This is a genomic window from Streptomyces phaeoluteigriseus (assembly GCF_001896135.2).
In the GTDB taxonomy this organism is placed as follows: Bacteria; Actinomycetota; Actinomycetes; order Streptomycetales; family Streptomycetaceae; genus Streptomyces; species Streptomyces phaeoluteigriseus.
On sequence record NZ_MPOH02000011.1, the window covers coordinates 151,512 to 166,325 of the forward strand.

9 protein-coding genes and 3 pseudogenes are annotated in these 14,814 nt (G+C 71.8%); 3 read left to right on the plus strand and 9 right to left on the minus strand.

Going from position 1 to position 14,814, the window contains the following annotated elements:
• Window positions 1–60 precede the first annotated feature (60 nt).
• Together dnaJ and hrcA are read right to left on the minus strand one after the other, a co-directional pair.
• On the minus strand, window positions 61–1,194 hold the full coding sequence (gene dnaJ / locus BM536_RS11835) for a molecular chaperone DnaJ (RefSeq protein ID WP_073499546.1): 1,134 nt from the start codon (window positions 1,192–1,194) through the stop codon (window positions 61–63).
• Window positions 1,195–2,211 carry a heat-inducible transcriptional repressor HrcA gene (gene hrcA / locus BM536_RS11840; protein ID WP_073499548.1) on the minus strand — a complete coding sequence of 339 codons (1,017 nt, stop codon included), beginning with the start codon at window positions 2,209–2,211 and terminating at the stop codon, window positions 1,195–1,197.
• A gap of 160 nt (window positions 2,212–2,371) precedes the next feature.
• On the opposite strand from hrcA, the gene BM536_RS11845 reads away from it, so the two are divergent.
• Both BM536_RS11845 and BM536_RS11850 read left to right on the plus strand, forming a co-directional pair.
• Window positions 2,372–3,097, plus strand: a complete 726-nt coding sequence (locus tag BM536_RS11845; RefSeq protein ID WP_073499550.1) for an MBL fold metallo-hydrolase — start codon at window positions 2,372–2,374, stop codon at window positions 3,095–3,097.
• A 31-nt stretch (window positions 3,098–3,128) separates the two neighbouring features.
• The gene (locus BM536_RS11850; RefSeq protein ID WP_073499552.1) at window positions 3,129–4,001 is read left to right on the plus strand and encodes a DUF3097 domain-containing protein; all 873 of its coding nucleotides are present in this window, start codon (window positions 3,129–3,131) and stop codon (window positions 3,999–4,001) included.
• A gap of 508 nt (window positions 4,002–4,509) precedes the next feature.
• Here the strand turns inward: BM536_RS11850 and hemW are convergent.
• The 4 genes and pseudogenes from hemW to lepA form a co-directional block, all read right to left on the minus strand.
• A pseudogene (gene hemW, locus BM536_RS11855) lies at window positions 4,510–5,739 on the minus strand (radical SAM family heme chaperone HemW); the annotation flags it as partial.
• Between the two features lie 52 nt (window positions 5,740–5,791).
• Window positions 5,792–7,686 (minus strand): annotated as a pseudogene (locus tag BM536_RS11860) (SpoIIE family protein phosphatase).
• Window positions 7,687–7,966: 280 nt separating this feature from the next.
• A pseudogene (locus BM536_RS11865) lies at window positions 7,967–9,838 on the minus strand (AMP-dependent synthetase/ligase).
• Between the two features lie 211 nt (window positions 9,839–10,049).
• Window positions 10,050–11,918 carry a translation elongation factor 4 gene (lepA, locus tag BM536_RS11870; RefSeq protein WP_073498694.1) on the minus strand — a complete coding sequence of 623 codons (1,869 nt, stop codon included), beginning with the start codon at window positions 11,916–11,918 and terminating at the stop codon, window positions 10,050–10,052.
• 220 nt (window positions 11,919–12,138) lie between these two features.
• Between lepA and rpsT the strand changes: the two genes are divergently transcribed.
• The gene (gene rpsT / locus BM536_RS11875; protein ID WP_015660447.1) at window positions 12,139–12,405 is read left to right on the plus strand and encodes a 30S ribosomal protein S20; all 267 of its coding nucleotides are present in this window, start codon (window positions 12,139–12,141) and stop codon (window positions 12,403–12,405) included.
• A 228-nt stretch (window positions 12,406–12,633) separates the two neighbouring features.
• On the opposite strand, the gene BM536_RS11880 is transcribed toward rpsT, so the two are convergent.
• The 3 genes from BM536_RS11880 to BM536_RS11890 all read right to left on the minus strand — a co-directional run bounded on the left by BM536_RS11880 (window position 12,634) and on the right by BM536_RS11890 (window position 14,628).
• Complete coding sequence (locus BM536_RS11880; RefSeq protein WP_094102908.1) at window positions 12,634–13,029, minus strand: nuclear transport factor 2 family protein; 396 nt, start codon at window positions 13,027–13,029, stop codon at window positions 12,634–12,636.
• A gap of 297 nt (window positions 13,030–13,326) precedes the next feature.
• Window positions 13,327–14,316, minus strand: coding sequence for a DNA polymerase III subunit delta (gene holA, locus BM536_RS11885; protein WP_094102909.1), 990 nt, complete (start codon window positions 14,314–14,316; stop codon window positions 13,327–13,329).
• A gap of 66 nt (window positions 14,317–14,382) precedes the next feature.
• Window positions 14,383–14,628 carry a hypothetical protein gene (locus tag BM536_RS11890; RefSeq protein WP_073498696.1) on the minus strand — a complete coding sequence of 82 codons (246 nt, stop codon included), beginning with the start codon at window positions 14,626–14,628 and terminating at the stop codon, window positions 14,383–14,385.
• Window positions 14,629–14,814 lie beyond the last annotated feature (186 nt).

Here is a 14,814-nt window from a genome sequence, read left to right on the forward strand (position 1 = left end):
ACGGCAAGGGGGCGGCGGGGGCGAAAAAGCCCCACCGCCCCGCCACCGCCACCGTCACCGTCACCGACCGTTGAACGCGTCCTTCAGCCGGGAGAACAGCCCCTGCTGCCCGGGCTGGAACTGCCCGAGGGGCCGCTCCTCCCCCCGCAGCTTCGCCAGCTCCCGCAGCAACCGCTCCTGCTCGGGGTCCAGCTTGTTGGGCGTCTGCACCTCGACATGCACGATCAGGTCACCGCGCCCACCGCCCCGCAGATGCGTGACACCGCGTCCGTGCAGCGGGATCGACTGCCCGGACTGTGTGCCGGGCCGGATGTCGACCTCCTCCAGACCGTCGAGCGTCTCCAGCGGCACCTTCGTGCCCAGGGCGGCCGCGGTCATGGGCAGGGTCACCGTGCAGTGCAGATCGTCGCCGCGCCGCTGGAACTGCGCGTGCGGCAGCTCGTGGATCTCGACGTACAGGTCACCGGCGGGACCGCCGCCCGGCCCGACCTCGCCCTCACCGGCGAGCTGGATGCGGGTGCCGTTGTCGACACCGGCCGGGATCTTCACGGTCAGCGTGCGACGCGAACGCACCCGTCCGTCGCCCGCGCACTCCGGGCACGGGGTCGGCACGACGGTACCGAAGCCCTGGCACTGCGGGCAGGGCCGCGAGGTCATGACCTGGCCGAGGAAGGACCGCGTCACCTGCGACACCTCGCCGCGGCCGCGGCACATGTCACAGGTCTGCGCGGTGGTCCCCGGCGCGGCGCCCTCGCCGCTACAGGTGGTGCAGACGATCGCCGTGTCGACCTGGATGTCCTTGGTCGTGCCGAAGGCGGCCTCGTCGAGGTCGATCTCCAGCCGGATCATCGCGTCCTGGCCGCGGCGGGTGCGCGAGCGCGGCCCGCGCTGCGACGCCGTGCCGAAGAAGGCGTCCATGATGTCGGAGAAGTTGCCGAAGCCACCGGCTCCGAAGCCGCCCGCGCCGCCGCCCGCCTGGGACAGGGGGTCGCCGCCGAGGTCGTAGACCTGCTTCTTCTGCGGGTCCGACAGCACCTCGTAGGCGGCGTTGATCTCCTTGAACCGCTCCTGGGTCTTCGGATCGGGGTTGACGTCCGGGTGCAGCTCGCGTGCGAGCCGCCGGAAGGCCTTCTTGATCTCTTCCTGCGACGCGTCGCGGCGCACGCCGAGAACGGCGTAGTAGTCCGTGGCCACTTACGACTCCGCCAGGATCTGTCCGACGTACCGTGCCACTGCGCGTACCGCTCCCATCGTTCCCGGGTAATCCATGCGGGTCGGTCCGACCACGCCGAGCTTGGCGACTGCCTCGCCGCCCGAACCGTAGCCGACCGACACCACCGAAGTGGAGTTGAGTCCCTCGTAGGCGTTCTCGTGACCGATGCGTACGGTCATGCCCGAATCACCGGCCTCGCCGAGGAGCTTGAGGAGCACGACCTGCTCCTCCAAGGCTTCCAGGACGGGTCGGATGACGAGGGGGAAGTCATGTCCGAAGCGGGTGAGATTGGCGGTTCCGCCGATCATCAGCCGCTCCTCGTTCTCTTCGACGAGCGTCTCCAGCAGGGTGGAGAGCACCGTCGTGACCGTGCCGCGGTCCTCGTTCTCGAAGGCGTCGGCCAGGTCTTCGACCAGGCGTGGCACATCGCTGAAGCGGCGGCCCGCGACCCGGCTGTTCAGCCGCGCCCGCAGATCCGCCAGCGCGGCCTCGCCGAAGGGCGCCGGGCAGTCCACCATCCGCTGCTCCACCCGCCCGGTGTCCGTGATCAGCACCAGCATCAGCCGGGCCGGCGCCAGCGACAGCAGTTCGACGTGCCGCACGGTGGAGCGGGTCAGCGACGGGTACTGCACGACGGCGACCTGCCGGGTGAGCTGCGCGAGCAGCCGTACGGTCCGGGCCACCACGTCGTCGAGGTCGACGGCACCGTCCAGGAAGTTCTGGATGGCCCGCCGCTCGGGCGCCGTCATCGGCTTGACTCCGGCCAGCTTGTCGACGAACAGCCGGTAGCCCTTGTCGGTGGGGATGCGCCCGGCACTGGTGTGCGGCTGGGCGATGAACCCCTCGTCCTCCAGGGCGGCCATGTCGTTGCGGACCGTCGCCGGAGAGACGCCGAGATTGTGCCGCTCGGTGAGCGCCTTGGAACCCACCGGTTCCTCGGTGCCGACGTAGTCCTGGACGATGGCGCGCAGCACTTGGAGCCTGCGTTCACTCAGCATCCGCGCTCACCTCCAGAAAAGTCGTCCCCGGTCCCCCGGGCGTCTCGCCTGGCACTCTTCACATCCGAGTGCCAGCGTTCCCCGGCCCAGTGTACGGCTGTGGGGTACACCCGGGGCAAGGTCGGTCGCCCGGAGCGGCTGCCAGGGCTAGCGTCGCCGTATGACGGTGACTTGGGAAGAGCTGGGGTGGGAGCGGATCGTCACGGGCGTCGGCCGGTGCCGGCTGCCCGGCTGGGACTGCACGGCCGGGCTGGTCGTCGGGGACGGGCGGGCCCTCCTGGTCGACGCGGGGTCGAGTCTCCTCGAGGGTGCCCGGCTGCGGTTGAGCGCCGAGGAACTCGCAGGTCACCGTGTGACCGATCTCGCGCTCACGCACCCGCATTTCGACCATGTCCTCGGGGCGGCGGCCTTCGCGGGCGCCGAGGTCTACGCGGCGGTGGGCGCGGACACCGTGCCGGCGGACGAGCTGCGCGCGGACGCGGTCCGCAACGGTCTCGACGAGGCCGCGGCCGCGGAGGCCGCGGACACACTGGTACGTCCCCGCCACCTGGTCTCCGGCGAGTGGACCCTCGACCTGGGCGGCGGCCGGCAGGTCCTGCTGGCCAACGTCGGCCCCGGCCACACCGCGCACGACCTCGCCGTTCTCGTCCCCGCGGGCCCCGGCTCGCCCGAGGTCGTCTTCTGCGGCGACCTCGTCGAGGAGTCCGGTGAGCCGCAGGCGGGCCCCGAGGCCGTACCCGCGCACTGGCCCGCCGCCCTCGACCGGCTGCTGGACCTCGGCGGCGAGGACGCGCTGTACGTGCCCGGCCACGGTGCGGTGGTCGACGCGGCGTTCGTCCGGGCCCAACGGAACGCCCTGGCCGCGCGTTTCGGCGTGTCGCCGTGACCGCGCCGGGGCTTCTCCTATCGTCATTCGAATGCGCCCACCCGTCTCCCACCACCGCCCTTCCCACGAGGGTCCTTCGGGCCCGCGTCCTCGCGTGCACCAGGCCGACCTGACCCCTCCGTGGAAGAAGCAGCGGCCCGCGCCCGAGGTCCCGGCGGAGCCCGGCCTGGTGGTGGAGGAGCCCGGCACCGGCTTCTGCGGCGCGGTGATCCGCTGCGAGGCGGGCACGGTCACCCTGGAGGACCGCTTCGGCAAGCACCGGGTGTTCCCGCTGGAGCCACGCGGCTTCCTCCTGGAGGGCCGGCCCGTGACCCTGGTCCGCCCCACGTCGTCCGCTCCGGTACGGCCCACCCGGACCGCCTCCGGTTCGGTCGCCGTGCCCGGCGCCCGCGCCCGGGTGGCCCGCGCCGGCCGCATCTACGTCGAGGGCCGGCACGACGCCGAGCTGGTGGAGAAGGTGTGGGGCGACGACCTGCGCATCGAGGGTGTGGTCGTGGAGTACCTGGAGGGTGTGGACGACCTGCCGTCGATCGTCGCCGAGTTCGCCCCCGACGCCGACGCCCGCCTGGGCATCCTCGTGGACCATCTCGTCCCCGGCACCAAGGAGTGGCGCATCGCCCGGTCCGTGACGAGCGAGCACGCGCTGGTGGTGGGCCACCCGTACATCGACATCTGGGAGGCGGTGAAGCCGTCCGCGGTGGGCATCCCGGCCTGGCCCCGCGTCCCGCACGGGCAGGACTGGAAGACGGGGGTGTGCCGGGCGCTGGGCTGGCCCTCGGACAACACCGGCGCGGTGTGGCAGGCGATCCTGAAGCGGGTGGGCTCCTACCGGGACCTGGAGCCGGAGCTGCTGGGCCGGGTCGAGGAACTGATCGACTTCGTCACGGCGCCGGGTGAGGCCTGAGGGTGCTGGAACTCACCCCCGGCGGGGCTCCGGAAGCGGCAGCGTCCGGAGGCGGGTGAGGCCTGAGGGTGCTGGAACTCGCCTCCAGCGGGGCCCCGGGACCGGCAGCGCCCGAAACCGGGTGAGCCCTGACCACGCTGGTACCCACCCCAGCGCAGCCCCGCGAGAGGCAGCGTCCGAAGCCAGGTGGCCTGACCACGCTGGAACTCACCCCCAGCGCAGCCCCAGATCCGGCAGCGCCCGAAACCGGGTGAGCCCTGACCACACTGGTACCCACCCCCAGCGCAGCCCCGCGAGCGGCAACGTCCGAAGCCAGGTGGCCTGACCACGCCGGAACTCACCCCCAGCGCAGCCCCAGATCCGGCAGCGCCCGAAACCAGGTGAGCCCTGACCAGCTGGTACCCACCCCCAGCGCAGCCTCCGGAACCGGCAGCGTCCGGAGGCGGCGCGGCGGTTCCCCGGACCCTCCCCCGTCCACCACGCCCCCTCGGTCCACCGGCCCCCTCACGTCCACCAGGTCCCGCACCACCGCGTCCGCCAGCAACCGCCCCCGCAGCGTCAGCACGGCGTGCCCCTGCTCGTACGGGCCCTCCTGAAGCAGCCCGTCCGACAGGGCCCGGCGCGAGGCCGCGAGCCCGTCCGGCCGCAGCAGCGACAGCGGGGCCCCCTCCCTCAGCCGCAGCTCCAGCAGGATCCGCTCGACCCTGCGGTCCTCGTCCGAGAGGACCTCGCGCCCGGCGCCCGGCGAGCGGCCGCCCGCCAGCGCCGCCGCGTACGCCCCGGGATGCTTCACGTTCCACCACCGCACGCCGCCGACGTGGCTGTGGGCTCCCGGGCCCGCGCCCCACCAGTCGGCGCCCCGCCAGTACAGCTCGTTGTGCAGGCAGCGGCCCGCCGCGGAGGTGGCCCAGTTGGACACCTCGTACCAGTCGAAGCCCGCCGCGGCCATCGCCTCCTCGGCGATCAGGTACCGGTCCGCGTGGACGTCGTCGTCGGTCATCGGGACCTCGCCGCGGCGGATCCGGCGGGCGAGCTGGGTGCCCTCCTCGACGATCAAAGCGTACGCGCTGATGTGGTCGGGTCCGGCGCCGAGGGCGGAGTCCAGGGTGGCCCGCCAGTCGTCGTCCGACTCGCCGGGGGTGCCGTAGATCAGGTCGAGGTTGACGTGCTCGAAGCCCACCCCGCGGGCCTCCGCGACGCATGCCTCGGGGCGGCCGGGTGTGTGGGTGCGGTCGAGGACCTTCAGCACGTGCTGCCGGGCGCTCTGCATGCCGAAGGAGATCCGGTTGAAGCCGCCCTGGCGGAGCGTGGCGAGGTACGCCGGGTCCACGGACTCGGGGTTGGCCTCGGTGGTGACCTCCGCGTCCGCGGCCAGCCCGAACTCGTCGCGGATCGCCGCGAGCATCCTGACCAGGTCACCGGCCGCGAGCAGGGTGGGCGTACCGCCGCCGACGAAGACCGTACGGACCTCGCGCGGGTCGTCGCCGAGGACCTTGCGGGCCAGCCGGATCTCGTCGATCAGGGTGTCGGCGTAGTTGTCGCGGGAGGCGAGGACACCACCGGTGCCGCGCAGCTCGGTGGCGGTATAGGTGTTGAAGTCGCAGTAGCCGCAGCGGGTCGCGCAGTAGGGCACGTGCAGGTAGAACCCGAGGGGGCGGTCGGCGGCCCCGGCGAGCGCGGAGGCGGGCAGCGCGCCGTCGGTGGGGACGGGCTCGCCGTCGGGAAGAGCGGAAGGCATGTCTTCCATTGTCCCGTACGTGACGCGTAGGCCCCCTGGGTCCCCCGGCGCGCTATTCCGCCTGGAGGACCAGCAGGGCCAGGTCGTCCTCCGGGGGCCGGCCGCCGAACTCGTGGACCAGGCGGCGGATCCGCTCGGCGATCAGTTCAGCCTCCAGCCCCGCGCAGCCGGACAGGGCGGTGGCGAGGCCGTCGCCGTCGTCGAACTGGCGGGAGCCCGAGCGTCGCTCGGTGACGCCGTCGGTGACGCACAGCAGGGTGTCGCCGGGCCACAGGTCCAGGCTCTCGCTGACGTACGTGGCGTCCTCGACGACGCCGAGGAGGGTCTGCGGCTGCGCGGCCGTGCTCACGCTGCCGTCCGGCCCCAAAAGCAGGGGCAGCGGGTGGCCGGCCGAGGCGAGGGTGCAGCGGACGCCGCCGTCGAAGGGCACGAGTTCGCCGTAGAGCAGGGAGAGGAAGCGGGTCTGCGGTCCGTCGCCGGGGCCCGCGGGGCCGACGAAGGCGCGGGCGGCGGCGTCGGCGGCCTCGGTGGCGTCGTCGAGGAGGAGCTGGTTGAGCCGGTCGAGGACGTCGGCCACGCCGTACCCCTCGCGTGCCAGCAGCCGCAGCCAGGGGCGGGCCAGGCCGATCACCACCGCCGCCTCGGGGCCCTTGCCCTGGACGTCGCCGACCGCGAAGCACCAGCGGCCGTCGCCCACCGGGAACAGGTCGTAGAAGTCGCCGCTCGGCCCGCCCTGCTCGCGCGGCTCGTACACGAGGGCGCTGCGCAGGCCGGGGATCTCGGCGACCGCGCCCGGCAGCAGACCGCGCTGGAGGACGGCGCTGATGGTGGCCTGGCGGGCGTACCTGCGGGCCGCGCCGATGGCGAGCGCCACGCGCCGGCCGAGGTCCTCGACGAGCCCCGTGACCTCGTCGGGGAAGCGGAGCAGCCCGGCCCGCCCGATGACGAGGGTGCCGAGCGGGCGGCCGCCGGCGACCAGGCGGTAGGCGAGGGCGGCGCCGGGCGGGCCGAGCGCGGCGCCGGGCCAGGGGTGGGCGGCGGGTCCGGAGTCGGGGCCTCGGGCGGGCGCGGCGGGTCCTTCTCCAGGGCACGGCGCAGTTCCTCGATGTGGTTCTCGCTGACGTGCCAGACACGGGCCGGTCGGGGGCCCGGTCCGTCGTCCCAGCCGGCGCGGGAGCCGAGTTCGTCCTCCAGCCAGACCGCGCACCAGTCCGCGAGGCGCGGCACGATCAGCTGGCCGGTGAGCGCGGCGACCAGCTCCTCGTCGAGCTGCCCGGCGAGCAGGTCGGATGCCTCGGCGAGGAAGGACAGCGCGCCGCGGCCGAGCCAGTCGCGGTCGTGGTCGGTGGACCGGGGTCCGGGGGCGAGGGCCTCGGCGAAGGCGAGGGAGGCGGGGACGGGGGCGCCGGAGGCCCAGGGCTCGCGGGAGTTCCCGTCCTCGTCGACCGGGCGGGCCGGCAGCCGCGCCCACACCGTCTTCGCGCCCCTGCGGTACGTCACCCCCCACGTGTCGGCCAGGGTGGCCACCAGGCGCAGTCCGCGGCCGTACTCGGAAGTCTCGTACGGCGTGTCGAAGCTGCCGTCGCGTGGCGCGCGGGAGGGGTGGCGATCGGTGACCTCGACGACGACGGCACAGGTGTCCGGTTCCGGCTCCGCCTCCAGCCGGCACACCAGGTCGACGTCGGTACCGGCGTGCACGACGGCGTTGGTGACCAGCTCGCTGACGACGAGTATCGCGTCCTCGGCGAGCCGTCCCCCCAGTTCCCGGGCGCCGGGCAGGCCGAGGCCGGTCCACTCGGAGAACGCGGCGCGGACGAGGTCACGGGCGGCACCGGGCGCGAGGGAGCTGCCGGCCAGGGTCGAGTACGCCTGCGGGTGCCCTCGTGCGTACGCCGGCGCACCACTGGCGCGGGACACGGTCTCCCGTTGCGTGGGAATGGCCCTCATGAACGGCTCCCCGGCGGTCGGACGATTCGGGCCTCGGTCCGCGGGTGCCACCCCTCGACCGATGCCGACAGAGTGACAGACCGACCGCGTCCATAAGCGCTGAGTTACCGAAGTGGGCCGCGATGAGGGGGAACCGGGGTACGAGTGTGTCCGAAGAGGACCGGTTCGAGGGCGAGTTCGAGCACAGCCGCGCCCCCGGGGGTGCATCCCGGGGGCGCGGGGAAATGCGGCGAGCGACCACGCGGCATCCGCGCGGCCGCCCCCGCACCCCGAAGGCGCCTCAGGCCTCCCGGCTCCCCGCGTACATCTCGTCGATCAGGTGCTTGTACTCCCGCTCCACGACCGGCCGCTTCAGCTTCAGGCTCGGCGTGATCTCACCGTGCTCGACGTCGAGGTCCCGCGGCAGCAGCCGGAACTTCTTGATCGTCTGCCACTTCTGGAGCCCCTGGTTGAGGTGCGTCACATACCCGTCGATCAGCGCCACCGTCTGCGGCGCGGCCACGATCTCGGCGTACGACTTCCCGCCGAGCCCGTTCTCGTCGGCCCAGCCCCGCAGGGACAGCTCGTCCAGCGCGATCAGGGCCGTGCAGAAGTTCCGGTCGGCGCCGTGGACGAGGATGTTGGAGACGTACGGGCAGACCGCCTTGAACTGTCCCTCGACCTCGGCGGGCGCGATGTACTTGCCGCCGGACGTCTTGATGAGGTCCTTCTTGCGGTCGGTGATCCGCAGGTACCCGTCGGGCGACAGCTCACCGATGTCCCCGGTGTGGAACCAGCCGTCGGCCTCCAGGACCTCCGCGGTCTTCTCGGGCAGCCCGTGGTAGCCCTCCATGATGCCGGGGCCGCGCAGCAGGATCTCGCCGTCGTCGGCGATGCGCACCTCGGTGCCGGGCAGGGGCTTGCCGACCGTGCCGGTGCGGTAGGCCTCACCGGGGTTCACGAAGGAGGCCGCGGAGGACTCCGTCAGGCCGTACCCCTCCAGGATGTGGATGCCGGCGCCGGCGAAGAAGTACCCGATGTCCGGCGCGAGGGCCGCGCTGCCGGAGACGCACGCGCGCAGGTTCCCGCCGAACGCCTCGCGGATCTTCGAGTAGACCAGCGCGTCGGCGACCTTGTGCTTGGCGCCGAGCCCGAAGGGGACGGAGGCCGTGCCGGTGCGCCGGAAGTTGTCCTGGGAGCCTTGGCGTACTCGCGGGCGACCTCGGCGGCCCACTGGAAGATCTTGTACTTGGCGCCGCCGCCCGCCCGGGCCTTCGCGGCGACCCCGTTGTAGACCTTCTCGAAGATGCGCGGAACGGCCGCCATGTACGTCGGCCGCACGACCGGCAGATTCTCGATGATCTTGTCGACGCGGCCGTCCACGGCGGTGACGTGCCCGACCTCGATCTGGCCGGAGGTCAGCACCTTGCCGAACACGTGGGCGAGCGGCAGCCACAGGTACTGCACGTCGTCGGGACCGAGCAGCCCGGTCGCGGCGATCGCCTTCGCCATGTACGACCAGTTGTCGTGCGGGAGGCGCACGCCCTTCGGGCGCCCGGTGGTGCCCGAGGTGTAGATGACGGTGGCGAGCTGCTCCCTGGCGATGGCACCGACCCGCGCCTTGATCAGCTGCGGGTCCTGCTCCAGGCGGGCGGCGCCGCGCTTCTCCAGCTCGTCGAGCGTGATGATCCAGTCGGTGGTCTCCACCCGGCCGGGTCGATCACCACCACATGGGTCAGCTCGGGCAGTTCCTGGCGCTTCTCCACCGCCTTGGCGACCTGGGCCGCGTCCTCCGCGATCAGCACCCGGCTCCCGGAGTCGGAGAGGATGAACGCCGACTCCTCCGCGTTGGTCTGCGGATAGATGGTGGTCGTCGCCGCGCCCGCGCACATGATGCCGAGGTCGGCGAGGATCCACTCGATGCGGGTGGAGGCGGCGAGCGCGACCAGTTGTTCGGGCTGCACGCCCAGCTCGATCAGGCCGGCCGCGATGGCATGGACCCGCTCGGCGGCCTGCGCCCAGCTCAGCGACTTCCAGTCGTCCGGGCCCTCACCCGCCGCGCCGGCACGGGGTAGCGGTACGCCTCCGCGTCGGGCGTGGCGGTCACGCGCTCCAGGAAGAGGCCCGCCACGGACGGCGGACGGTTCTCGATCAGTGTCTGTGTGTCGCTCACGACATCCTCCGGGGCCCGCGACGATGCGGCTGGCTCAGTGCGGCTGTTGTTTAACTCGCGAGTAACTATCGAGCAGGGGATCAGAGTAGAGGGCGACTGGCCTGCACGTAAGGGCCACGGACTGTCACTTTTACACAACGGCGGCGCCTGGACGACGCGGGGCCCGCCGCGCGACAGCGCGACGGGCCCCGGAAACCAGCGTGTCGGCGGGCTACTTCTTGCCCTTGCCCGAACCCGCGTTCTCCTCGCTGCTCAGGACGGCGATGAAGGCCTCCTGCGGAACCTCCACCGAACCCACCATCTTCATCCGCTTCTTGCCCTCCTTCTGCTTCTCCAGCAGCTTGCGCTTACGGGAGATGTCGCCGCCGTAGCACTTGGCGAGGACGTCCTTGCGGATGGCACGGATGGTCTCGCGGGCGATGACCCGCGAGCCGACGGCGGCCTGGATGGGGATCTCGAAGGCCTGGCGCGGGATCAGCTCGCGCAGCTTGGCGACGAGCCGTACGCCGTACGCGTAGGCGGCGTCCTTGTGGGTGACGGCGGAGAAGGCGTCGACCCGGTCGCCGTGGAGCAGGATGTCGACCTTCACCAGCTGGGCGTCCTGCTCGCCGGTGGGCTCGTAGTCCAGGGAGGCGTAACCGCGGGTCTTGGACTTCAGGTTGTCGAAGAAGTCGAAGACGATCTCGGCGAGGGGGAGGGTGTAGCGGATCTCGACGCGGTCCTCGGAGAGGTAGTCCATGCCGAGGAGGGTGCCGCGGCGGGTCTGGCACAGCTCCATGATCGAGCCGATGAACTCGCTGGGCGCGAGGATCGTGGCCCGGACGACCGGCTCGAAGACCTTGTCGATCTTGCCCTCGGGGAACTCGCTCGGGTTGGTGACCGTGTGCTCCTTCCCGTCCTCCATGATCACGCGGTAGACCACGTTGGGCGCGGTGGCGATGAGTTCGAGGTTGAACTCGCGCTCCAGGCGCTCACGGATGACGTCGAGGTGCAGCAGCCCGAGGAAGCCGACGCGGAAGCCGAAGCCGAGGGCCGCGGAGGTCTCCGGCTCGTAGACCAGGGCGGCGTCGTTGAGCTGGAGCTTGTCCAGCGCCTCGCGGAGGTCGGGATACTCCGAGCCGTCCAGCGGGTAGAGGCCGGAGAACACCATCGGCTTGGGGTCCTTGTACCCGCCGAGGGCCTCCGTGGCGCCCTTGTCCTTGCTGGTGATGGTGTCACCGACCTTGGACTGGCGGACGTCCTTCACGCCGGTGATGATGTAGCCCACCTCGCCGACGCCGATGCCGTCGGCCGACGTCATCTCGGGGGACGAGACGCCGATCTCCAGCAGCTCGTGGGTGGCGCCGGTAGACATCATCTTGATGCGCTCGCGCTTGTTGAGCTGGCCGTCGATGACACGGACGTAGGTGACCACGCCCCGGTAGGAGTCGTAGACCGAGTCGAAGATCATCGCGCGGGCGGGGGCGTCCTTGACGCCGACCGGGGCCGGGACGTCGCGGACCACCCGGTCCAGGAGCGCGTCCACGCCGATGCCGGTCTTCGCCGAGACCCTGAGCACGTCGTCGGGGTCGCAGCCGATGAGGTTGGCGAGTTCCTCGGAGAACTTCTCCGGCTGGGCGGCCGGCAGATCGATCTTGTTCAGCACGGGGATGATCTTGAGGTCGTTCTCCATCGCCAGGTAGAGGTTGGCGAGGGTCTGGGCCTCGATGCCCTGGGCGGCGTCGACGAGGAGCACGGTGCCCTCGCAGGCGGCGAGCGACCTCGAGACCTCGTAGGTGAAGTCGACGTGACCCGGGGTGTCGATCATGTTGAGGATGTGCGTGTTCGCGGGGTCCTCGGTGGGAGCCCACGGCAGACGCACCGCCTGGGACTTGATCGTGATTCCGCGCTCACGCTCGATGTCCATACGGTCCAGGTACTGAGCACGCATCTGCCGCTGCTCGACCACACCGGTCAGCTGGAGCATCCGGTCGGCGAGCGTGGACTTGCCGTGGTCGATGTGCGCGATGATGCAGAAGTTGCGGATCAGTGCCGGGTCGGTACGGCTCGGCTCGGGCACATTGTTAGGGGTCGCGGGCACGCAGGGTCCTGTCTCTTGAGGCGCCTTATGCCTCGGGTCGGATCGATACGTAGGCTCCATGGTCCCACGCGCGGCGACCGGGGACCGGTTTGGGCCGCTCTCGTGCGCACTGGTAGTCTGGGTGGCTGTGTCTCATGCCCTCTCAGCGCGAGGCACACTCAAGAAATCACCTGGCACGGGACCCGAGCGGCCCCGCGCCTGAACCTGCAAAGGCTCTTTCGTGGCGAACATCAAGTCCCAGATCAAGCGGATCAAGACCAACGAGAAGGCTCGGCTGCGCAACAAGGCCGTCAAGTCCTCCCTGAAGACCGCGATCCGCAAGGCTCGCGAGGCCGCTGCCGCGGGTGACGTCGAGAAGGCCACCGAGTACCAGCGCGCTGCCGCGCGTCAGCTCGACAAGGCCGTCTCCAAGGGTGTCATCCACAAGAACCAGGCCGCCAACAAGAAGTCGGCGCTTGCTTCGAAGGTCGCGTCCCTCAAGGGCTGAACTCCTTTCTTGATCTGATCGCCGGGGAGACAAGAGCGGGCCCTCTCTCATCCGCTCCCGACCGGCACCACGGATCCACGCGCGGCCTGCGTTCGCCACGCGGGCGTGGATCCAGCATTGCGACATGCAGAACCGAAGGCCCCGCCGCCTCGCCCTTCCCCAGGGCGGGCGCCGGGGCCTTCGGCATTCCCGCGTGAGCCTCCTGCGTGGGGCTCCTGCGTGGGGCTCCTATGACCAGAATTCGTCACTCTTGTCCATGTCCTCGACGCACTCGTCGAGATCCGTGATCCTGTCCCCGACGATCCGGAACACGATGCATCCGGTGTCGTCGAGGTGCTTGCCCTGCCGCTCGGCGGTGACACGGCACATACCGACCGCGTGGCCGCGGCCGTCGACACAGATGCCGAGCACCTCCAGACGCATCGTGCCGCTCGTCTCCTCGCCGAGCCGCCGGTACATGTCGATGATCGCGTCCTGGCCCTTGAAGTCACCCGAGAGCGGGTGCGTGCCGGGCACGTGGTGTGTGGCGTCCTTCGCCATCAGTCCCCTCAGGGTGTCCATGTCCCCTCGGGAGAAGGCTTCGAAGCCCCTGCGAACGAGCGTTGCGTGCGGGTGTTCAGCCATGGTCGATCGCCACCTTTCGCCGTCCTGGGCGATGCGTCGGCTGTTCCCTACGATTCTCCTCCGCCCCGCACGGACGGCGACTGGATCAGGCCCGGCCCCTGGCCCCGGCGCCCGGCCCCTGGCCCCGGCGCGTGACCGGCTGTCCGGCCGACGGGTCTCCCTGGCCCGGAGCACACGACGGCCGACGGGGTCTCCAGGCCCGGAGCACACCACCGCCGACAGCGACGGCGACAGCGACAGCGACAGCGACAGCGACAGCGACAGCGACAGCGACAGCGACAGCGACAGCGACCGGGCCTACGCCCGGCCCCCGGAACGCGCCGCCCGTGCCACCGCCACGACGGCCTTCTCCAGCGCGTACTCCGGGTCGTCGCCGCCGCCCTTGACGCCCGCGTCGGCCTCGGCCACCGCGCGCAGGGCCAGGGAGACCCCGTCGGGCGTCCAGCCCCGCATCTGCTGACGGACCCGGTCGATCTTCCAGGGCGGCATGCCCAGCTCCCGCGCGAGATCCGCGGGTCTGCCCCCGCGCGCGGAGGACAGCTTGCCGATGGCCCGCACGCCCTGCGCCAGCGCGCTGGTGATCAGCACGGGTGCGACGCCGGTGGCCAGCGACCAGCGCAACGCCTCCAGCGCCTCCGCCGCCCTGCCCTCCACGGCCCGGTCGGCGACGGTGAAGCTCGACGCCTCGGCCCGGCCCGTGTAGTACCGCGCGACGACCGCGTCGTCGATGGTCCCCTCGATGTCGGCGACGAGCTGCGACACTGCTGCCGCAAGCTCCCGCAGATCGCTGCTGATGGAGTCGACGAGCGCCTGACAGGCCTCGGGAGTGGCCGACCGCCCGGTCGCCCGGAACTCCTGCCGGACGAAGGCCAGCCGGTCCGCCGCCTTGGTCATCTTCGGGCAGGCCACCTCCCGTGCCCCCGCCTTGCGCGCGGCGTCCAGCAGCCCCTTGCCCTTGGCCCCGCCCGCGTGCAGCAGCACGAGCGTGATCTCCTCGGCGGGCGCCCCCAGATACCCCTTCACGTCCTTGACCGTGTCGGCGGACAGGTCATGCGCATTGCGGACGACCACGACCTTGCGCTCCGCGAAGAGCGACGGGCTGGTCAGTTCGGCGAGGGTGCCGGGCTGAAGCTGGTCCGACGTCAGGTCGCGTACGTCCGTGTCGGCGTCGGCGGCCCGGGCGGCGGCCACCACCTCCCGCACGGCGCGGTCGAGCAGCAGGTCCTCCTGGCCCACGGCGAGCGTCACCGGGGCGAGAGGGTCGTCATTCGCAGTCTTCCTGGCCATTGGGTCAAGGATGGCACGCGGCACCGACAGCGAGGGTCGCGGTGCGGGCCGCCGCCGCTGTCGCTCCTACGGCTCCTCCCGCCACCCGTCCCACTCGGCCGCGAACGCGTCCAGCTCCGCCGCGTCGAGCCGCCCCTCCTCGTCCCGCAGCACCACCAGCCACTGCGCGTCCTCCGCGTCGTCCTCACCGGCCAGCGCGTCCCGGACCAGCTGCGGCTCCTCGCGCACCCCGAACCGCTCCCCGAGCGCCTCCACGGCATCCTCGGCGGCATCACGGTCGGGCAGCACCAGCACATGTCTCACATCGCTCACCCGCCCATTTCCGGCACGTCCACCGGGGCCGGAGCGCAGGTCCGCCTCGGGGACGATCCGCCCGCCCAGCCCGGCCCGATGCCCGGCCCGATACCCGGTCCGCTGCCCGGCCCGATGGCCGGTCCGATGCCGCGGGCCCCACGGCGATCACCCGCCCGGCGTCCCCCCGCGCCGGCACCGTCGGCC

Bases quoted from the DNA above. Each gene is read 5' to 3' on its own strand.
- hrcA (WP_073499548.1), bottom strand. From the start codon at position 2,211: ATGCTGAGTGAACGCAGGCTCCAAGTGCTGCGCGCCATCGTCCAGGAC.
- BM536_RS11845 (WP_073499550.1), top strand. From the start codon at position 2,372: ATGACGGTGACTTGGGAAGAGCTGGGGTGGGAGCGGATCGTCACGGGC.
- BM536_RS11850 (WP_073499552.1), top strand. From the start codon at position 3,129: ATGCGCCCACCCGTCTCCCACCACCGCCCTTCCCACGAGGGTCCTTCG.
- BM536_RS11880 (WP_094102908.1), bottom strand. From the start codon at position 13,029: ATGGCTGAACACCCGCACGCAACGCTCGTTCGCAGGGGCTTCGAAGCC.
- holA (WP_094102909.1), bottom strand. From the start codon at position 14,316: ATGGCCAGGAAGACTGCGAATGACGACCCTCTCGCCCCGGTGACGCTC.